We start from the raw sequence: 20,015 nt of genomic DNA, 5'->3' as shown, positions 1-20,015 counted from the left end.
CGTATTCATAAATGGTGTCTAATGGATTGTTCTTTAACCATATTTTTGGTTATTCACTATGGAACATAGGTTAAGTTTTTTATTAAAACCTTAGTCTGGGAGAGAACTGTGATTTCAGAATCGATTGGAGAAGTAACGCAGAAATTTGAATCGAGAGAGGGAAAGGGTGAAAACATTGATGAGCAGATACAAAAAAGCGCCGATAAAAATCAGCGCTTTAAAATTCTTTTTAGCTAAAAGCTAATTATTGAGCAACAACGTTTGCTGCTTGTAGGCCTTTTTGACCGTTTTCAACTTCGAAAGAAACCTTTTGGCCTTCTTTCAGAGTTTTGAAACCTTCTGAAGCGATTGCACGGAAGTGTACGAATACGTCAGCACCGCCGTTGTCTTGAGAAATGAAACCGAAACCTTTCTCTTCGTTAAACCATTTTACAGTGCCAGTATTTGTGTTAGACATAATTTGTCCCTTATTCATAAATTTTCTAAATTGTTGATTGCATTACTGCAATGCGCTGATAATTGAATTATTTAATGTTGCTAAGAAATAAGGAAAAACTACTTACAAAAACGGGTAACGATTTTACATGTCATTTTTTACTATTCATCTAACTTAAATAACTCCGGCTAACAGAGCGAGTGCATGTTAACACAGTCTTTCCGGTTGTACACTCATTGATTGAGAAATCAGCGAGTTTTCTTGTCATGTTGTGCTCGTTAACAAAACCACCTGAAATAGCTGATGGTTTTATAAAATCACACGCCGTGACAAAGTAAAAAGGACGCCTAAGCCTCCTTTTCATCATTAGTATAGACGATATTATCGTTTGAAGTTGATATCTTCAGTTTTATCTAAATTAATTTTTGTTTTCGCTGGTTGAGTCTCTGCGATTACCTTGCCGTGGCGAATTGAGTACTGCACTGGTACTTGGCGGCGCACGGCATCAAAGCCATCGTCAGCAGGAAGAATTAGCAGGCTTCCTGGCTTACCTTCCTCAATACCGTAGTTGTCTTGGATGTTCAATGTACGAGCTGAGTTCTTGCTGATTAAATCAAGAGAGGTGTTAATTTGGTCGTAGCCCATAACTTGTGTTACGTGCAGTCCCATGTGCAGAACTTGAAGCATATTCGCTGTACCCAGCGGGTACCATGGGTCAAACACATCATCATGGCCGAAACATACATTGATATTAGCCGCTAGCATCTCTTTAACACGAGTCACACCACGACGTTTCGGGTAGTCGTCGAAACGGCCTTGTAAGTGGATGTTCACTAACGGGTTTGCCACGAAGTTAATGCCAGACATTTTTAATAGACGGAATAGGCGAGATGCATAAGCACCATTGTAAGAACCCATTGCTGTCGTATGGCTTGCCGTTACCTTATCACCCATGTCGAATTTATGAGCAAGGGCCGCCAGTGTTTCAACAAAGCGAGATTGCTCGTCATCGATTTCATCACAGTGAACGTCGATCAGACAGTCGTACTTGCGAGCAAGCTCAAACGCATAGTGCAGAGATTCAATACCGTACTCACGAGTGAATTCGAAGTGAGGGATAGCACCAATAACGTCAGCACCAATTTTCACTGCTTCTTCAAGCAACTCTTTGCCGTTAGGGTATGAAAGAATACCTTCCTGAGGGAATGCAACGATCTGGATGTCGACCCACTCTTTCATCTCTTCACGAACTTCAACCATCGCGCGTAACGCAACTAACGTTGGATCAGATACGTCAACGTGAGTACGCACGTGTTGAACACCGTTAGCAATCTGCCATTTCAGTGTTTGTTTCGCACGAGACTTTACGTCTTCGATTGATAACAATTCTTTACGCTCAGCCCAACGCTCAATACCTTCAAACAAAGTACCAGAGATGTTCCAGTTAGGTTCTCCAGCCGTTTGCGTCGTATCTAGGTGAATATGCGGTTCACAGAAAGGAGAAACTGCAATGCCACCTTCAGCATCAAGGATGTCACCTTGATGATTGATTGGTGCGTCATTATCGAGAATGCGAGAAAATTGACCATTTTCAATCAGGATTTGTTTCAAGCCGTCTTGGTCTTGAAGCTTCGCGTTCTTGATTAATAAGGTTGTCATAGTGTGTCCTTAAGCGGCCTGAGATTTCAGAGCGTTTTTATTCAATAGAGGGTTAAGCACGAGGTAACTGATTGCACCACCAAACACGGCATTCAAAGGAACGATGCCAGGAAGGAAGTGACCAGCGGCTACGCCTGTTGCTACCGCGATAATGCCAGCCCAGTTAACGGTTTGGAACTCTGCTTTTGCAAAATCTTTGTAACGTTTACGGTTCGCAAAGAAGTCGGCGATGATTACGCCACCAATGGGTGGAATTGCCAGCGAAAGGAAGGTTAACCAGCCGACGAAGTTGTTGTACAACCAAAGCGCGAAAATCGTACCTACGATACCGTTAATGATAGACATTGTAGTACTTGAGCGACCAGTGATGTTGGATAAACCAAGACCTGACGCATAAAGTGCGTTTTCATTGGTTGTCCAGATATTCAAGCCAAGAACGATGATCGCTGGAAGAAGTAGTCCTTGCGCAATCATCACATCTGAAATGTCAGAGAGACCCGTCGCTGCTGCACCTGCCGCGCCAAAAATAAACATCAGTGAGTTACCGATGAAGAATGCGACCATGGTAATTAACACTGCGCTCGCTGGCTTTTTACCAAAGCGAACGAAATCGGCAGTTAACGTACCTGCACTCACGAATGAACCGACAACCATTGCTAACGCCATTGAGAAGTTCATTGGTGTTTCCGGCTCAATCAGTTGTAGCTGTTCTAGCCCGCCAACACTGTCTACCGCAGTCAGTACTGAGTAACCACCCAGAATTGCAATTGCAGGAACCGCAATCGCTGAAAGCACCATGAGTGCTTTAATACCGAAGTACACCGTACCCGTCATCAACAAGCCTGATACAACAATCAAGGTGTTGGTATCAATGCCCGTGGCTTTCTGAACTGGAATGGCAAACATGGCAACGCCCACACCAAACCAACCGACTTGTGTACCACCAAGTAAAGCAGAAGGAAGCCATGAGCCTTTAGTACCGAAAGAGAAACGAGCAAGGAGGTGAGTAGAGAGGCCAGTAGATGAGCCGATGTAGCCAAGAAAAGAAGTGTAAATACCGAGAATTAGGTTACCGATGAGTACGGCGAGGAAGAAATCGTTGAATGAAAGACCTGTCCCGAGTGAACCACCTGTCCACATACTTGCAGAGAAGAAAGTGAGTCCAAGCATTACCATGGTGAGTGAAGCGACTCCTTTCCTAGCCGATGTAGGAACCGGCCCAAGACTGTAGTTATTATCAGCAGCCATTTTTTACCTCCGCAAATGATCAAAATTAAATTTAACGGTCGCCGTATCGCAGGCAAACGTGCGCATTATGGTGATATAAATCACGTAGTCAATGCTAATTTTGTCAATAAAGGCGGAATGGCATCAGTTGTTTAACTAAAAGCAATATAAAACATAAGGTTATGTTTTATGTTTTTTTAATTAAAATAAATAGAAAACGTTTTCTATAACGCATCGGGTATCTGTTGTTCATGGTTGGCTATGAATGTTAGTTATTATATTTATGAATGGGTGTCTGTATATTGAGCGAGTGATGTTTCTTAAATGACAGGCAAAAAAATGGCCAATCGCAATATTCGCAATTGGCCTATATATATCGTGAACAACAAAGGTTCACTAACAACGTCAGTTGGCTAGGTGACCCTCGGCTTAAGAAGGGTCACTGTAACCATTGCAGTTAGTGTGCCAACTTTTAAAACCACGTAAAAGGGGTGTTTTATAGCAATTTGGTGCGTATTTAAGCTGATTTTTCGCGTTTTAAAATTATAAATTTGCAAAATGGAAATGCATTATGCAAATGCGGGTGGGTTGTCTAAGCTATGTAATAAGAACTATTTTGTATTTTATGCCGACAGTTAGTACTAGCTCGTCTTTGTTCTTCCCTAAAAAAGCCAGCATGCTTTAAGTGCATACTGGCTTTGTATTGATTTACTTGTTACTTAAGTTAGATTGAGTAAAAGAAGTACAACTGAGATTTCATTCGAATGATAATCCCGCGTATTACGTCTAGGAAGCCCATAAAGCCAATTGGCTTCTCACCGCTTACCCAAGCTAGTCCAACGGAGCCGACAGGAATATCGTAACCTTCCGCTTCGTCAATTTTTAAGCGAACAAAGTGGTGTTTGTTCTGGAGGTTTCTGCCTGTGGTAACGCGAACCTGTTCATCAATACCTAATAAGCTAGCTTGTGCCTCACCCGTCGCTTCAACAATGCCTTCTACGGTTGCAGAGAATATTTTCCCCGGGTATACCGCGGTCGAAAATTCTGCTGGCTGACCCACCTTAACATTGCGAATCGCTTGGTGATTGACTCGCATCAATACGTACTTCTCTTCGGTATACATCTGGATACGAGGCATCATCGAAACGCGCTGACCCTCACGAAGGATAAAGTTCGTTACAAAGCCGTCAGTCGGTGCAGTGACTTTGGTGCTGTTTAGATCCCATTGTGCTTGCGCCAGTGTTGCCTTAGAAGAATCAACCTCAGTTTGCTTCTTGCTCACATTGGTTTCAGCTTTGTGGATATTTAATTTCGCATTCTCGGCATCGACTTCTTTTTTACTGAGTTGTGACTCCAGCGTGGTGACATTGTGAGTTGCTAGGTCAACCTTTGCTGTTTGTTGGTCGATGTCAGTTTCTGTAATCGTATGTTCTACGACGCTGTTTTGTTTCTGGTACCGGTCAAGGGTCTTAGATTGCAGCACTAGATCTGTCTTTGCTGACTCTATCTGTGCAATAGATGTTTTGATGTCTTCTAGCGCCGACTGGTAGCTAATTTTAGCAATGCTGACTTCTTGGCGAGCTGTGTCTAAAGCGACTTTTGTTGACTCCAGTTGAACGCTTGCTTTGTCTCTCGCAATCACATATTTGGTGTCATCAATTTCGTAAAGAAGTTGCCCTTCAACCACATCTTGGTTTGGGCTGATGTGAACCTTGGTGGTTTTTCCTGTGACCGCTGTTGAGTCCGGACGTAATTGAATATGCGGAGATTGAACAACTGAACCGCCCGAGAGATCCATCGGCGTGAAGTTGATTAACCCAACCCATACGAACATTAACCAAGATGTACCACCTAAGTAAGCAAACGCTTTGGTGCCTTTGTTCCAAGGCATACCTACCAATCTCAGTAAGTAAATGAACAGTGCCCAAATAGCTAAGCCTTCTAACATGCTGGGTTCTCCTCATTTTTATCACTGTGTTCTGGTTGAACGTCAGACTTTGTCGGCGCTTTCCAGGTGTCTCTCAGATTGATGATCGCTTTTTCCATATCAACAAAGGCCAAGATGACGGCGAGTACCCATACCCAGTGCCAGATAAAACCAATCCAAGTTAATGCGGTGATTAAGCCGAGTTGTTGGTGCTCTTTGCTGTGAGCTTTATTGATTGGTAATTCATGCACACGCCAGAATCCGTAACATGCAGCAGCGATAGTTGCGATCAATACAACGCCTGCTATTACGTGTAGAGCGGTATCGGCGCCGGTTCCGACAAATGGGACACTTACTAAACTCATTGATAAACCCTAAGTTAAATGATGCACCGAGTGTGATGGGTGTAGGATTTACAAGTTGTAAATTTACTAATTACTTCGATAATGCTATTTATATGATTTGATCTGTCATTGGATTTATAAAGGACTGCCATTAGTGAGTAATTGTAACTTCTTAAGAGCGTTAGGGATTTTGGGAATCTATCGGCACGCCGTGACGAATCCTATGGTTAATGCGGACAGTTTGGGTATTCCGAAGTCTGTATTTAATAATTCAATGAACCTTATTCCAGTTAGTGAAGTCGACAAATGGTTTGGCTTGTTGGAATTACAAACCAATGATCCGGATATCATTTTGAAATTGGCTGATCGAGTTGATATTGAAAGGTTAGGCCCTTTAACTAATTGGTTTTTTTCTGGGCATGATCTTGCTTCGACGATCCGTAGAGTCAACATCGGACTTCATTGTTTGCAGTCGGGTGCTTTCTTATATGGTGCACAGGTAGGGACAATGATTAAATGGTGCTACGACAACCCTGCGTACTCGGAAACGGGTAAAGTGCATGACTCGATAAGAGTCGCAATTTTCATTATGAAGATTTTACGTCGATATTTGGGTGATGATTTTAAACCCGTTGCGGTATCAATTGCGGGCCACCGAGATAACGTCGATCTTTACCAAGAGTATTTCGGTTGCACGATTCAGTGGGGGCAGCCGCGCACTGAAGTTTGGATCCCTAGTGAGTCGAGGTTATCCATCAATCAATCACCATCGAATAGTAAAACAAATCTGGCGATGAATTTTCATGACTTGGATAACTATCTCAACATGCCCGACGCAGAGGACGAGCACAAGGTGACCTACGAGATGATCAATTACAGCCGTCATTTTGGCCTGCCAACGCTGCATAAAGTTTCCAGTCTACTCGGTTTATCTGAACAGCAGTTCCAGCGAAAATTGCATAAAGCTGGCGTTAATTTCTCAACAATTATGGGTTATGCGTTAAGCAACGTGGCTGTAGAGCTCTTGGTGTATTCAGTGCCAGTGGAAGAAGTCGCGACGAGGTTAGGTTATACCAACGTTGCGAGCTTTAATCGGATGTTTAAGAAACATCGAGGTTTGACGCCCAAGCAATATATTGAGCGCTTAAAAAACGGTCTTTGAATGACTCGACTTGATTATCCTAGGCACTTACTGTCTTCTGATCTTGTAATTTTTATACCAGTAGCCCGGATATAGGTACAGGTGGTGACGAGTACACGTTTCATAGAGTATTTACTCACCAATGGTGGGTGTCCAATTTTATTTATATCGAGAATTACGACCTTAATGGAACTAAAATAAACACTGTGCAGAAAAAATACTGCAAATAAAGTGGCGTTTAAGAAAGTGAGTCATAATTTTCTATGATTTATTTAAATATTAAAAATCACCACTTCATTATCATTTTTTTAGTCACATGTAAGCAGTAAATATACGTAATGGCTATATGTTAATTTCGGTTTTTGTTTTTAATATATGTAATTTCTCTTGAAGAGAGTTACGGACAATATTGATACAGAATCGATATAAAGGGTGGTTGTGATTTCGTTCTAGGTAATAAATTGCATGATACGTTTTTTCAGGAGCTAAATCAGTTAGCCATGCAGGTTGTACGCAATCAATAGAGCTCGGACACATCGATGCTGAGAGCGTCTCTGTTATCGCTAGAATGTCTGAGTGCTCAGCGAGGCATGTTAAAACAGACATACTGGCAGACCGGTATTTGAAATCAAAAATCTCAGGATGTCGACGTTCAAGTATCGCGTTAAAGTTAGTCAGTCCAGGAACAAGAATCCCTCCTGTAGGATAATGGTTAAAGTGTTCCAATTTGAAATTACCATGAGACCATGGGTGGCCTTTTCTCATGATAACAATGGGTTCACTGGAAGTTAGCTCAACGGAACGGATCGATTTCGGAGTGTCAATTGGGCCGAAATTCAACCCAATATGGACATCGCCATTTTGTATGTCGGTGAGTGTTCGATCTGTCCAGGTGGTAACATTCAGTTTTGCTTTTGGAAATGAGTTAAACACAACCGAGCTAGTTAATTCTGTAGCCATAGCTTCAAGGAATACACTTGATACTGCGATAGTGAGCTCACCATCGAATTCACTTGGATCTTCAAAAAGCTCTGAAAAGATCCGATTGTCTAACGCATCGAGTTGCTCATTTAAGCCCGAACCAATAGCATCTGCTCTATGGGTTGACTGTAATTGACCATTGGCTGAATAAAATAACTTGTCACCAGTATAGTCACGTAATTTCGCTAATGTTTGGCTAACCGCCGATTGGCTAATACCCAATACCGATGCAGCTAACTTGGTGCTTCTATGAATATAAATAGCATCAAACACGCGTAGATAATTTAGGTTCACCTGTTCATTATATTTTTTGTACATAATATTCCTAGCCTCTGCTTAAAATTATTAATCGATAGAATAAGTGATGCTTATTTTTCGTATAAGTAGCGTGGAAATAGTCATCTACATATAGTGGCACCATCTTCTTAAGTGTCAGTTTTGGTGTATACAATGAAAAATATTAAAATAGCTTCTCTTTCTTTAATAAGCACAGCATTAGTTTTAGCTTCAACTTCGGTATTTGCAGAGCAAAATTCTGAAAAAAACAGTCATGAGTATCATGATGCGGACCCTCGAAACAGCAGCATGAGAGCGGCGGTATTTTCAGACGATGAAGGAGAGCTCAAGCTCCTTGCTGGTGGTGGTGCTTCAGGGCTAACGAGTGATATATCCCAGACCGTTGGTTTTGCTGAATATTACACTCAGTCAGAGAATGCTCGATTGAGAGCCGCTCATTTTGATTCTTTTGGTGGTGTCTATGTTGACGTTTACCAACTAAAAGACGCCGCTAACATGTACACCACAGGCTATATGCTGCCTCTAGGTAGTGAAGATGGCACCTTGTTCTTCCCTTCGTTGAACTATACATATGTCGACGGCGGTGATGCATACTCAACATTGAATGGACTAGGCGTGCCTCTACAGGGTAATGAAGAAGCTCACTTAGGCTCAGTTAACATGTACGCGCTACACCCTTGGAACGATACCCACTTCTCTGTGTTTAATATAAATCTTGGCTCATCATACGGTGGTGCTGAAATGCAGGTGGCTAATCTAATGTGGTTGCAAGGCATTAAAACTAAGGTTCAAGACAAAGACTTCAACATCATGTTTGAATTTAAATACGATGTAATTTCTATCCAAAATGAGCGCGGCATTGATGAAACTTCCGAAGAAGTGACGGCCTCAATTGGTATTGATTACCGCTTCTAACACCGAGAGTAAAACGCTGAACTCGAGAGTTCAGCGTTTGAAGTTACTGTCATAAACATTAGAAAGTGACGTTAGCACCAATGAAGTGAATGTGGCCGTCGAATGAACCCGTTACATCAACGTTGGTTCTTTCAATGTCAACAGTACCTAGGTCAGCAAATTCATAGAACATGTCGATACGAACATCATTCCAGTGCGTGCTAGCGCCCACAGAATAGCGGTATTGTTCGCCAACAGGTAAGTCAACCCATTGCTTGGTTGGGTCATCTTGTGGCGATGTCTCGTAAGAGAAGCCTGCTTTTAGAGCCCATTTGGCGTTCAGTTGATAATCGGTACCGATGGCGAACTTCCAAACGTCGTCCCAGTCGCGGTCTACTGCTACTGGCGCACTATCACTGCCGTTGGCATAAAGTGGTGTTTCTGGGTAGTCACTCCATTTGTGCCACTGTACTGAGCCCAAAAGAGCTAATTGTGGATTGAGGTTGTAGCTACCACTTAGGTCGACGATAGTCGGGAATATTAGATCAGTACTTAAAGTGTTTAATCTATCAACATTTGAAGTAACATCCACATCAAATTCGTGTTCTAGTTTCGATCGGTAACTTAAACCTACTGCCCAATCGTCTTCTTGGTACATTGCACCGGCGTTAAAGCCCCATGCAAAGTCGCCGTCTAGATCCGTTTCTAACGTAGAGGTTTTTGCTTCTAGGATACCGTAGTTAAGCTGAGCACCGATGCCGATAGACACTTTATCTGTCACTTTAAAGCTCAACGCAGGGTTGAATTGAACTGCAGTCACCAAGGCCTCGTCTAAACCAATAGCTCCTTCCCAGTCTGTCCCATACTCAACAGCTGTGCCACCAATAGAGCCAAACATCAGGCCTAAGTGGACATCTTCGTTTAATTGAGTGACATGGAAAATACCGATAGATGGCATAACGGTATGTGCACTTGCATCTCCTTGGGCTTTGCCAAAGTTACCATTGTTTTGGTCTGGCGTATCGGTGTAATCCATATGCAGATCTAGAACCATGGCATTAACTGTCGTTTTGCTTTGACCCATGTGGGACATGGTTGCAGGGTTCGTATACGCAGCAGTAGCGGTCTCGGTATAAACGCCGTCGCCAGCGCCAGCGGCACCTGCATTTGCATAAGTCGCTTCTTGCATGAGTGTGCCACTAGCATTGGCTAGATTTGAAAAGATAAGTAAAGCGAGAGCCGTTTTTCTCATGGTGGTTTCCTGCAGGTTAGCTTTGAGGGCATGGATTAGTAAACTGCAGATAGTGTAAGGAAGGACTGGTTGGAGATATTCAGTATTTTTTCTGTATTGAATCAATTCCAAGTATTGAAAGTTCCGAAAACAATGTGATTTCGAGAAGAGTACTAGCCAAAAGCCTTGTTCGCTGAAGGTGGAGTTTTCATTAAGTTAAGAAACCCAGCAGCCTATAGGGGGAAGGTTGCTGGGTTTCTGTTGTGTTTTGTTATCGTGAATTAACTAATAAGTGCAGCGTAAAACAAGATAAATGAATGCTGAGAATAGAATCAATTGACTCTTTTTCCTATGCGTAACATCTATGAAATCACAAATCTTATGGAATTTATTCATAGTCTTACATGCTATATATGAAGTAAATCTGAGCTTTCATTCGGATAATGATGCCGCGAATGACGTTCAAGAAATTCAAGAATGGAATAGGCTTTTCTGCATTAACCCAAGCGAGTCCAACGGCACCCACTGGTATGTCATAGCCTTCAGGTTCGTTGATACGCAGACGTACAAAGTGGTGCTTGTTCATGACGTTCTTGCCTGTTGTGGCACGGACGTTTGTTTCACGAGCAAGCAAAGAACCTTGAGACTCACCTGTCGCTTCAACAATACCCTCTACGTGAGCGTTAAATACTTTCCCAGGATAAATCGCGGTAGCAAACTCAGCTTCTTGGCCTACTTTGATGTTTCTAAACGCTTGATGGTTAATTCGCATCAAGACGAATTTTTCGTCGCTGTACATTTTTAAGCGAGGTATTGCGCCAACAAACTGACCTTCACGTGCCATAAAGTTGGTTACATAACCATCCGTTGGTGCGTAGATTTTTGTTTGTGCCAAATCCCATTCTGACTGGGCTAGTGCTGCTCTCTTATTTTGAAGGTCAGCCTCTTTGCTCGTCATAGAAATTTGTGACTTTTCAATTAAATTTAGGTTCTTATTTGCCGTAATTTCAGACTTTTGATACTGAGATTCGATGATTGTTAACTGGTTCTTCGCAACTTCAACGGCTGTTCGTTGTTGGTCAAGAACGCTTTCGGTAATCGTACTTTTTACTTTTGCATTCTGGTCAACATAGCGCTTTAGCGTACGTTGCTTTAGCGTCAGATCTTGTTTTGCTGCTGATATCTGGTTCTTGATTATCTCAATGTCTTCAAGCGAAGCTTGGTAGTTTGTCTTTGCGATATTGATATCTTGTACAGCAGCTTTGTGGCCCATCTTAGCAATCGCTAGTTGTGCTTTTGCTTTGTCAACGGCATTAACGTATGAGTCATCGTCAAGCTCGTAAATTAATTGACCCTTTTTGATCTCACTATTCGGCGAGATGTGAAGTGATTCAATATTCCCCGTGATTCGTGTTGATCCTGGTCTTAATTGAATATGCGGAGATTGCACGACAGAACCGCCAGATAGATCCATTGGTGCCCAAGTAATTAGGCCAACCCAAACAAATACAAGCCAGAACGAACCACCACCATAAGCAAAAATCTTAAATGGTTTGGTCCAAGGCATGCCTACAAGGCGAAGCAAATAAATAAACAAAGCCCAAACAGCTAAACCTTCTAACATTGTTATTCTCCTGCCTTTGTCATTTGAGTCGGTGTAGTGTCATGCCAAATATGACGAATACGACGTATGCTTTGTTCTGTATCGATAAACGCAATGATTACAGCAAGCACCCAAACCCAGTGCCAGATAAATCCTATCCAAGTGAGTATGGTAACTAACCCCATCTGACCGTGCTTTTTCTTGTCTGCGTGGTGGATTGGCAATTCGTGAAATTTCCAAAATGCATAGAGCGCTCCAACAATAGTACCGATGAGTACTACTGCTGCTACAACATGTAGGCCAATGTCGAAACCAGTGTCGACAAAAGGCATAGTTATTAAACTCATAAAGCTTCCTAAAGTGTGTAGTTAAAATTTGAGCCAGAGTTGTTTCACCGACCGTAGTGGTGAACGATTATTGTGATAGTACGTAGCTGGTTAAGAGATCGAATCAGTAAAAATACGGGTCATAACTTTTAGTAGAGGAAAACATGATCTGGAACGAATCTAAAAGGGGAGATAGATTGAATGGAAGGCCAAAAATAAAGCCTGTCTCTGATGACAGGCTTAAGTAAGTTATCGTTCGAACAGGAACGGGAATTAGAATCGTTTAGAGATCACCGCGGTGAACGCGATAAATGCGATACCCATTAACATGACTTCGCCTTTGCCACTATCAAAACCAGCCTTCACGCCCATAAAAGCAACGATTGCGATTGCAAAAGGAATGACATATTTAACCAAGCCGTACCAAAGGTTAAACAGAGGAAACGAAATTTCACCGTTGTTAGTGATTTCATTTTCTAGATCTTTCTTGTTCAACCTCCAACCCGCAAAGATACAGATGAACATGCCACAAACGGCTAAGAAGATCTTGTCAGTCAACAGATCGAAGATATCGAATACACCAGTATCGAACAACTTAGGGCCAATACCACCAAGTGATAGCGACGAAAGGGTACACATACTGATCATAGTAATGCTTGATATCAACACCGCTTTAAAGCGTGTCATTTGTTTTTCATCGATTAAGTATGAAACAGCAACTTCTAATAGAGATACTGAAGAAGTAAGCGCAGCCACGCTGAGACCAACGAAGAAAAGCAGTGCGAATAGCAAGCCGATCACGCCACCCATTTCGGCGAAGAGCTGTGGTACAACAACAAACACCAAGCCTGGGCCTGCCGCTGGCTCCATACCAAATGCAAACATTGCAGGGAACATCGCGATGCCAGCCAGTAGTGCAACACCGCTGTCCATGGCAACGACCATTGCTGTGGTTTGTACTAGGTTCTCTTTTTTCTTTAGGTAGCTACCGTATGTGATCATACAACCTGTTGCTAGGCTCAAAGAGAAGAAGGCTTGTCCGAGTGCAGCAAGTACTACGTTGCTGTCTACTTTAGAAAAGTCTGGACTAAACAAGAATGTTAGACCTGCACTTGAACCGGGTAGAGATAACCCTTTAACAGACACGATAACCAAGATCATGAACAGCATTGGCATCAGGATTTTACCTGCTTTTTCAATACCGCCTGAAATACCTTTCATCACAATAAGTACGTTTAGAATTAGGTATACACTCATCCACATTAATGGCTCTACAGGGGTTGCGATAAAACCACTAAAGCTATCTCCAATTAACTCAGGAGTGCTGAGTAGGCCTGTCGCCACTTTGTAGATGTAAGCGATAGACCAGCCACCGACAACGGGGTAAAAGCCCATAATTAACAAGCCACTTACCACGCTGATAACGCCGGTAAATGTCCAGCGTCGGTCGGTTGCTTTAAATGCACCGACTGCTGATTTTTGTGTATGTCGACCGATAGCAAATTCCGTTAGCATGACACTAAAGCCAATGAAAATAACAAAGGCTAAGTAGATAAGAACGAAGGCTCCACCACCACTCTCCCCCGCGGTATAGGGGAATTTCCAAATATTCCCAAGGCCAACAGCAGACCCTGCTGCTGCCATTACAAAGCCAAGCTTTGATCCCCATGTATCTCTTGATTGTGAGAGGTTACTTGCCACAACATCTCCGAAAGTGTTCTAAATAAAATGATTGAATTTGATTACGTTTTTTAATGATCATGAGAACAATGTGCCGTTGTAAATCTGACATCGCTTCAAACCACCGCGCAGTGTAGGGGGCGAGAACGTGAAGCTAAACCGTAGAATTACGGTATAAGCGCGTGTTGGTTATACTAAGAACCAACTTTTTATTAATGCCAAAGGGAGTACCAGAGGGCCGTATATTTTTGACAAACATAGACAAGCCCTAGGTAAATAATCAAGAAGCGAAGGCGAATGAAAATATATATGGATTTGTGGTGGCTTTTATAAATTATAGGGCCAATAACGGTAGGCATATATTTAAGGGGTAGGTTTGCGGATGTTCTAAATTAAATCTTGTCGTTGGCTTTGTAAGCAGTAGTATTACGAAAATCATGCAAAAATGGTATGCATGATTTTCAGCAAGTAGGAATGATATTTATGGGGGAGATGACTATTGAGCGATTCCAAGACCGTTGCGCAGTGCAAACTGGACAAGCTCGGTATTGTTTTCAAGCTCCAGTATGTCGATCATTCGGTACTTATGTGACTCGATGGTTCGAGGGCTTAAAAACAATTTTTCTGCACATTGTTTTGCCGTAAAACCTTGAGCAAGTAGAGTGAGAACTGAGCATTGTTTGGGCGACAATAAGAGAAGTTTTTCACTTTCATTCGCATTCGTGGGTTGGTCTTGTTTTAAATTACGTACCATCGTTGAATGCTGCCAGTAGCAAAGCCAAATGTCACAAATTAGTTTTAGGCGTTTCATGTCTTGTTCTGTTAAAGGTTCTAAATCACTGGTGAACCTAGAGAAGGACAGTGCCCCCCAGTCTTGACCAAATAGCTTTAGAGGAATGATACCGTGCCAACGACCGCCTTCTGCATGTAAAGTCTGTATCACGGATATTTTATGGTTGCTCATTTCTTGATCATCAAAAGTAAGCCAACTTTTCTTTGTTCGAAGCTGCTTAAAATAATCTAAATAATTACCATTAATGAAGATTGTTTTCTTAAGTTCCGGGATGCCATCTCTCGATACTGTCGATACCTTACCATCATTGAGTATGATCATTGAGTTTGGGAAAAGTGTGACTCTGTCTATTTCAAACCAATCTAAGACTGACTGCGCTATTTTTCGCCAAGTCACATCAAAGTCTTTAGGTGGCGAACCAATTAGCGCATCGGATTGCTCTGTCACCAAATCCTCAAAAGACATATCAGCAGTATTTTTCATCGTAAATAATCAACCTCAACAGTAATATTACTATGTATAAGCTAGCTTTTTATCGGACTGCAAGTCAAATGTTAAACCATATAATCGAATAATATTACCTATGTTCGATATATCAGTATTCTTTGAATCAGTAATACTACTGATTACCAATTCCTCAGTTTCTTAAATAATAGCTCACGGAAAGAAATTACTTTTAAAATTACAAAAGGTCTTGAGCTATGTTCAAAAAGAAAACCTTCCTACAACTTGCGATGGGCGCGGCACTTGCATCGACTGCAATGGCAAGTTATGCGACAACGGATACAAGCCACCCCAACATCCTAGCTATCTGGGGTGATGATATCGGTATCGATAATATTTCGGCGTATACACGAGGACAAGCAGGTCACTGGACTCCGAACATCGATCGTATCGCGAATGAAGGCGTGCTGTTTACTGACTTCTATGGTGAAAACTCTTGTACAGCTGGTCGTAGTGCATTTATTACGGGTCAACACCCAATGCGTACTGGTTTGACAAAAGTAGGCATGCCTGGCGCTGCTGAAGGTATGCGCCAAGAAGATCCTACAATCGCAACCATGCTCAAAGCTAAAGGTTACATGACAGGTCAGTTCGGTAAGAACCACCTTGGTGACCGCGATGAACATCTACCAACTGCTAACGGTTTTGATGAGTTTATGGGTAGCCTTTACCACCTAAATGCAGAAGAAGAACCAGAACATCCGGATTACCCGCAAGCGCCAGGCTTTAAGAAAAAATTTGGCCCGCGTGGCGTTATCCATTCATACGCTGATGGCCGTATCGAAGATACAGGTGCTCTAACGATTAAACGTATGGAAACCGTAGATGAAGAGTTCCTAGAAGCTGCTTTAGACTTTATCGACCGTGCTCATAAAGAGAAAAAACCATTCTTCGTTTGGTTTAACTCAACGCGTATGCACGTTTGGACTCACCTGAAAGAAGAATCAAAAGGTCTATCAAAACGTGGTGGTCTATACGGTGATGGTCTAGTTGAGCACGACAACATGGTCGGTCAACTACTTGATAAGCTGGACGATCTGAAGATCGCTGATAACACTATCGTTTCGTACACCACCGACAATGGTGCAGAGAAATGGTCTTGGCCAGATGGTGCGACATCTCGTTACTACGGTGAGAAGAACTCGACGTGGGAAGGAGGCTTCCGTGTACCAGCAATGATGCGCTGGCCGAACAAGATCCCAGCAGGCTCTGTTGCAAACGAAATTGCGGCGCACAATGACTGGGCTCCTACATTCTTGGGTGCGGCTGGCGAGAAAAATATTGTTGCTGACCTGAAGAAAGGTAAAAAGCTTAATGGTAAAGAGTACAAAGTTCATTTAGATGGATTTGACCTAATGCCAGCGCTTAAGAAAGGCAACAACACAACGGCAGACAACTCTGTTGATTGGCCTCGTAAGGGCTTCGTTTATGCAGCTGATGATGGTCATATTTCAGCTGTTCGTATGGGCGACTTTAAAGTGATGTTTACTGCAAACGAATGTCACGGTATTGAAACTTGGCAATGTCAGTTCGAAGAACTGCGTTTCCCGTATATCTTTAACCTGCGTCAAGACCCGTATGAAAATGCGCATAAAGATGGCATTGGTTACTCTCAATGGCGTGTTGAACATGTTCCATACATGTACTTAGGTGCAGCTTACACATTCCAATTCTTGAAAACATTCCAAGAATTCCCACCTCGCCAAGTCCCGGGTTCTTTCTCTATCGACAAGATCGTTGAGAAGATGAATATCTGGCAGCGTGCTCAATACCAATAGTATTGAGTAACAAGCGAATAATATTGAGTAATAAACTCATATTATTGAGCTTATAGGTGAGTCAAGTTAGCCCTCGCTGAAAAACTGATGAGCCACTTAAAAGAGCGATCCTTGTGATCGCTCTTTTTGTTTTCTAACGCTCTTTTGTTTTTAGGCGCTCTTTGGTTCTCATGAACAATGAACAGAATCCGTAATACTACTGATTACGGCTGCTAAGTGCTGTTGAATAATAGTCACAGATAACCGTTACAGGTTTCCATCTTAGGGAAGTAATCGCACAGTGAATGTGAGTGAACGAGAAGAGGAATAACAATGACCCAATCAGCTCAACACAATACCATTATGTTGCCAAAAGCAGCCCCAGCGAAACGTATGAATATCATGACTAAGCCCATTGGCTCCGCATGTAATATTGATTGCACGTACTGTTACTACCTAAGTAAAGAGGAGTTGTTAGGCCATGAGCGTGGTTGTGCGACTCAAATGAGCGAAGAAATGCTCGACACCTACATTAAAACCTATATCGAACAACAAAATTTTCCTGAGATTGTTTTCCATTGGCAAGGCGGAGAACCAACGTTACTCGGCGTGAACTTCTTTCGCGACGTAGTTCGCCTGCAAAAGAAATACTGCCCAAAAGGCGTGAAAATTGAGAACAACCTGCAGACTAACGGGACGTTACTTAATGATGATTGGGGCAAGTTCTTAAGTAAAAACAATTTCATGGTCGGCTTGAGCATTGATGGGCCGGAGATGATTCACAATGCATACCGTACCAACCGATCGGGGCGAGGCTCGTTTAAACAAACCATGAAAGGTGTCGGCATTCTGCATAAACACAAGGTTAACTTTGCGACGCTGACCTGTGTAAATAACCTCACTGGTTCAAACCCACTCGAAGTATACCGCTTTCTGCGCGATGAAATTTGCTCACCACAGATGCAGTTCATCCCTATCGTAGAACCAAAATCATTCCGAGAGACAGCACCACAGAAGTGGTCAGAAGAAGAGATTCTTTTTCAAGGTATGCCTGAAACCGAGCCTAGTCATCCGAATTCAATTGTCGAATCTTGGTGCGTTTCTGCTCACCAGTGGGGTGATTTCCTGTGTACCATTTTTGATGAGTGGTTGGAAAACGACATCGGCAAAGTGAATGTTCCGTATTTTGAATCTTGCGTAGAGACTTGGATGGGACGAGTAAACCCTCTTTGTACACTGGCTCCTATGTGTGGAAAAGGCTTGGCTATTGAACATAATGGTGACGTTTTTGCGTGTGACCATTACGTTTATCCCGACTACAAACTTGGCAATATCAAGGATGCCAAGCTTGAGGACCTTCAATTTTCAAAAGGCCAAGAAGAATTTGGCCGAGCAAAAGAGTCAACGTTACCTAAACAGTGCCGCGAGTGTAATTATCAGTTTGCCTGTTTTGGTGAGTGTCCGAAAAATCGCTTCATCAAAACCCTCGATGGTGAAACAGGGTTGAACTATTTGTGTGCAGGCTGGAAGCAGTTTTTCTCACATATTGATCCTTATATTTCAATGGTTGTTGCGACTATGGGCTACCCAGTGAATAAAGGCATCAATGGCGATGCAATGAAGATCAATTTTAAATAGAGGCGTTATCTGATGAAACTAAAAACTATTGTGCTGCTTGTTGCACTGATTAGCCAAACGGTTACCGCTCAGACTAACGCGGTATCATCCACAGACACTCTATTTAATCAAGGATCGGTAAAAGCTGTGATTGATATGGCTTTTAATACCAAGAGTGAACGATATACAGAGTTTGCTTCGCTTTTTAACCTTTGCCAAAAGCGCCCTAATAACCCTCAATGTGGTGAAAAATACAAGACCAAACGTACTAATTTCGAGGTGGCGAATGCGAATTACAATGTACTATTAATGACTAATGAGCCGCAATTTATCACGTTGATGATGCCTCCGGTTAACTATGAAGAGTTAGTTTCGGCTCTCAAAACATTGGGTTACATGAGTGATAAGCAAGTAAAAGTAGATCCAGCGCAAACACTTGAAGCGTTAAACCAATGGCTTGAATTCCATAATTTTGCGGAAACAGATGAGATTTATTTCATGCACGCTCTAATGGTGAGAGCTGAAGAGTTATCCCAGAAACTGTATATAGAGCGTCATCCAGTATGAAACATAAGCTAATCAATTGGTCAGCAGTGTTGCTTATTATTGTTGGAACGCTACTTAGCTTTTATTCTTGTGCCACTCTGGCGAATAGTGTTCAACCTTTAGATAATGAAAGTGTCAACCAAGTGGTAACTGTTGCTGAGCAACGTGAGCAGTTACTCGCGGAGTACTCTCAAAATGAAGCTCTTCCCATAGATCAACGTGCAGCTGCGACTGTTAACTTAGGGATATATTATGGCCCGAATTCGGTTATTGCCGTTGCTAGAGCTTCACGTTCTGAACATCCACAAATGCGCTTGGCGGCAATACAAGCCGCAGAACAGTGGCAGGGTAAAGCAAAGTGGGATGTTGTCTCCCCATTACTGGATGATGTTGACCGCGATGTTGAAGCTCAGGCTGTTCGAACTTTGATTATTCTTTGGCCGCAGTTATCCGGTGAGTATCTCGACCGCTTGGCTCCAGCAATCTATAGGCACCTAACCTTACTGTCCAACGATCTTGATGGTGATTTAGAGCGAGCTTGGATCTACACCTTACAAAGCAAATTTCAACAGGCTGAACTGATCTACTTAGATCGATTTGAGAATCGTAAAGAGCCTAGGGTTGCCGTTGCTTACGCAGAGTATTTAAAAGGTATTGATGACGATGAACAAGCTCAGCATGTTCTAAAGCAAACGTTGATTGAGTTCCCTGAATCAGCGGCATTGCACTATAGCCTTGGCTTGTCTTACTTGCGAACAGGAGAAAGAGTGAAGGCTCTACGTCGCCTGAGAAATGCGTATGATCTGGAACCTAATAGCGGGTCCTACGGATACACCTACGCGACCTTGGTCCGAGAAAATGACGCTGAGACTGCGATTACTGTCTACCGAGCTATCTATCTAAATCATGCTCAACCCGCTTATCTATATGCTTTGTGCGACACATTGTTGAATGCTGGACAAGATGCGAATTCGTGCCTTGCTGAGCTTGAATCTATCGCTCCTCAAAATGTTGTCTCAAAACTAAAACAACTCTATCTGCCAAATTAAATC

The 20,015-nt window shown here is 42.5% G+C and carries 18 protein-coding genes; 7 read left to right on the top strand and 11 right to left on the bottom strand.

From position 1 onward, the window contains the following. Positions 1 to 108: 108 nt before the first annotated feature. Positions 109 to 237, top strand: a complete 129-nt coding sequence (locus DUN60_RS24925; RefSeq protein ID WP_267136161.1) for a hypothetical protein — start codon at positions 109 to 111, stop codon at positions 235 to 237. 7 nt (positions 238 to 244) lie between these two features. On the opposite strand, the gene cspE is transcribed toward DUN60_RS24925, so the two are convergent. The 5 genes from cspE to DUN60_RS23055 all read right to left on the bottom strand — a co-directional run bounded on the left by cspE (position 245) and on the right by DUN60_RS23055 (position 5,614). After that, complete coding sequence (gene cspE, locus DUN60_RS23075) at positions 245 to 457, bottom strand: transcription antiterminator/RNA stability regulator CspE (protein WP_004730009.1); 213 nt, start codon at positions 455 to 457, stop codon at positions 245 to 247. 360 nt (positions 458 to 817) lie between these two features. Further along, positions 818 to 2,095, bottom strand: a complete 1,278-nt coding sequence (locus DUN60_RS23070; protein WP_017079618.1) for a cytosine deaminase — start codon at positions 2,093 to 2,095, stop codon at positions 818 to 820. Between the two features lie 9 nt (positions 2,096 to 2,104). After that, positions 2,105 to 3,343: a cytosine permease gene (codB, locus tag DUN60_RS23065; protein ID WP_114635583.1), complete on the bottom strand. Its 1,239-nt coding sequence runs from the start codon at positions 3,341 to 3,343 to the stop codon at positions 2,105 to 2,107. Positions 3,344 to 4,046: 703 nt separating this feature from the next. Next, positions 4,047 to 5,270 (bottom strand): HlyD family secretion protein, encoded by a 1,224-nt coding sequence (locus DUN60_RS23060; protein WP_114635582.1) that lies wholly within the window; start codon positions 5,268 to 5,270, stop codon positions 4,047 to 4,049. Further along, on the bottom strand, positions 5,264 to 5,614 hold the full coding sequence (locus DUN60_RS23055) for an MFS transporter (RefSeq protein ID WP_114635581.1): 351 nt from the start codon (positions 5,612 to 5,614) through the stop codon (positions 5,264 to 5,266). Before DUN60_RS23055 ends, DUN60_RS23060 begins: the two co-directional genes overlap by 7 nt. A gap of 133 nt (positions 5,615 to 5,747) precedes the next feature. Here DUN60_RS23055 and DUN60_RS23050 point away from each other — a divergent pair, with 133 nt between their 5' ends. Next, positions 5,748 to 6,755, top strand: coding sequence for an AraC family transcriptional regulator (locus tag DUN60_RS23050; RefSeq protein ID WP_114635580.1), 1,008 nt, complete (start codon positions 5,748 to 5,750; stop codon positions 6,753 to 6,755). Between the two features lie 321 nt (positions 6,756 to 7,076). Here the strand turns inward: DUN60_RS23050 and DUN60_RS23045 are convergent, their stop codons facing one another. Further along, on the bottom strand, positions 7,077 to 8,033 hold the full coding sequence (locus tag DUN60_RS23045; protein ID WP_114635579.1) for a LysR family transcriptional regulator: 957 nt from the start codon (positions 8,031 to 8,033) through the stop codon (positions 7,077 to 7,079). Between the two features lie 132 nt (positions 8,034 to 8,165). On the opposite strand from DUN60_RS23045, the gene DUN60_RS23040 reads away from it, so the two are divergent. Then, the gene (locus tag DUN60_RS23040) at positions 8,166 to 8,927 is read left to right on the top strand and encodes a hypothetical protein (RefSeq protein ID WP_065205848.1); all 762 of its coding nucleotides are present in this window, start codon (positions 8,166 to 8,168) and stop codon (positions 8,925 to 8,927) included. Between the two features lie 58 nt (positions 8,928 to 8,985). Here the strand turns inward: DUN60_RS23040 and DUN60_RS23035 are convergent, their stop codons facing one another. From DUN60_RS23035 to DUN60_RS23015, 5 genes are all read right to left on the bottom strand, one after another. Beyond that, positions 8,986 to 10,158, bottom strand: a complete 1,173-nt coding sequence (locus DUN60_RS23035) for an OmpP1/FadL family transporter (RefSeq protein WP_114635578.1) — start codon at positions 10,156 to 10,158, stop codon at positions 8,986 to 8,988. 379 nt (positions 10,159 to 10,537) lie between these two features. Then, positions 10,538 to 11,761 carry an HlyD family secretion protein gene (locus DUN60_RS23030; protein WP_114635577.1) on the bottom strand — a complete coding sequence of 408 codons (1,224 nt, stop codon included), beginning with the start codon at positions 11,759 to 11,761 and terminating at the stop codon, positions 10,538 to 10,540. Between the two features lie 2 nt (positions 11,762 to 11,763). Further along, positions 11,764 to 12,087, bottom strand: a complete 324-nt coding sequence (locus DUN60_RS23025; protein ID WP_065205853.1) for an MFS transporter — start codon at positions 12,085 to 12,087, stop codon at positions 11,764 to 11,766. A 252-nt stretch (positions 12,088 to 12,339) separates the two neighbouring features. Continuing rightward, entirely contained in the window at positions 12,340 to 13,767 is a 1,428-nt protein-coding gene (locus DUN60_RS23020) for a sodium-dependent transporter (protein WP_114635576.1), read from the bottom strand. A 475-nt stretch (positions 13,768 to 14,242) separates the two neighbouring features. Continuing rightward, the gene (locus DUN60_RS23015) at positions 14,243 to 15,022 is read right to left on the bottom strand and encodes a response regulator transcription factor (protein ID WP_065205855.1); all 780 of its coding nucleotides are present in this window, start codon (positions 15,020 to 15,022) and stop codon (positions 14,243 to 14,245) included. A 218-nt stretch (positions 15,023 to 15,240) separates the two neighbouring features. On the opposite strand from DUN60_RS23015, the gene DUN60_RS23010 reads away from it, so the two are divergent. The 4 genes from DUN60_RS23010 to DUN60_RS22995 all read left to right on the top strand — a co-directional run bounded on the left by DUN60_RS23010 (position 15,241) and on the right by DUN60_RS22995 (position 20,012). Next, positions 15,241 to 16,821 (top strand): arylsulfatase, encoded by a 1,581-nt coding sequence (locus DUN60_RS23010; RefSeq protein ID WP_065205856.1) that lies wholly within the window; start codon positions 15,241 to 15,243, stop codon positions 16,819 to 16,821. 306 nt (positions 16,822 to 17,127) lie between these two features. Further along, positions 17,128 to 18,438, top strand: a complete 1,311-nt coding sequence (locus DUN60_RS23005; RefSeq protein WP_422641395.1) for an anaerobic sulfatase maturase — start codon at positions 17,128 to 17,130, stop codon at positions 18,436 to 18,438. A 12-nt stretch (positions 18,439 to 18,450) separates the two neighbouring features. Further along, positions 18,451 to 18,984 (top strand): hypothetical protein, encoded by a 534-nt coding sequence (locus tag DUN60_RS23000; protein WP_114635574.1) that lies wholly within the window; start codon positions 18,451 to 18,453, stop codon positions 18,982 to 18,984. Then, a complete protein-coding gene (locus DUN60_RS22995; protein ID WP_114635573.1) occupies positions 18,981 to 20,012 on the top strand; it encodes a tetratricopeptide repeat protein in 1,032 nt (343 codons plus the stop codon). Before DUN60_RS23000 ends, DUN60_RS22995 begins: the two co-directional genes overlap by 4 nt. The last annotated feature ends 3 nt before the right edge of the window (positions 20,013 to 20,015 follow it).

The organism is Vibrio splendidus, from assembly GCF_003345295.1.
GTDB classification, from domain to species: Bacteria; Pseudomonadota; Gammaproteobacteria; order Enterobacterales; family Vibrionaceae; genus Vibrio; species Vibrio splendidus_K.
The sequence above is the reverse complement of the archived record's forward strand: the minus strand, read 5'-3'. Positions and strand labels throughout refer to the sequence as shown.

Coding starts and splice junctions, on each gene's coding strand:
- cspE (WP_004730009.1), bottom strand. CDS start 457: ATGTCTAACACAAATACTGGCACTGTAAAATGGTTTAACGAAGAGAAA.
- DUN60_RS23070 (WP_017079618.1), bottom strand. CDS start 2,095: ATGACAACCTTATTAATCAAGAACGCGAAGCTTCAAGACCAAGACGGC.
- codB (WP_114635583.1), bottom strand. CDS start 3,343: ATGGCTGCTGATAATAACTACAGTCTTGGGCCGGTTCCTACATCGGCT.
- DUN60_RS23060 (WP_114635582.1), bottom strand. CDS start 5,270: ATGTTAGAAGGCTTAGCTATTTGGGCACTGTTCATTTACTTACTGAGA.
- DUN60_RS23055 (WP_114635581.1), bottom strand. CDS start 5,614: ATGAGTTTAGTAAGTGTCCCATTTGTCGGAACCGGCGCCGATACCGCT.
- DUN60_RS23045 (WP_114635579.1), bottom strand. CDS start 8,033: ATGTACAAAAAATATAATGAACAGGTGAACCTAAATTATCTACGCGTG.
- DUN60_RS23040 (WP_065205848.1), top strand. CDS start 8,166: ATGAAAAATATTAAAATAGCTTCTCTTTCTTTAATAAGCACAGCATTA.
- DUN60_RS23035 (WP_114635578.1), bottom strand. CDS start 10,158: ATGAGAAAAACGGCTCTCGCTTTACTTATCTTTTCAAATCTAGCCAAT.
- DUN60_RS23030 (WP_114635577.1), bottom strand. CDS start 11,761: ATGTTAGAAGGTTTAGCTGTTTGGGCTTTGTTTATTTATTTGCTTCGC.
- DUN60_RS23025 (WP_065205853.1), bottom strand. CDS start 12,087: ATGAGTTTAATAACTATGCCTTTTGTCGACACTGGTTTCGACATTGGC.
- DUN60_RS23015 (WP_065205855.1), bottom strand. CDS start 15,022: ATGAAAAATACTGCTGATATGTCTTTTGAGGATTTGGTGACAGAGCAA.
- DUN60_RS23010 (WP_065205856.1), top strand. CDS start 15,241: ATGTTCAAAAAGAAAACCTTCCTACAACTTGCGATGGGCGCGGCACTT.
- DUN60_RS23000 (WP_114635574.1), top strand. CDS start 18,451: ATGAAACTAAAAACTATTGTGCTGCTTGTTGCACTGATTAGCCAAACG.
- DUN60_RS22995 (WP_114635573.1), top strand. CDS start 18,981: ATGAAACATAAGCTAATCAATTGGTCAGCAGTGTTGCTTATTATTGTT.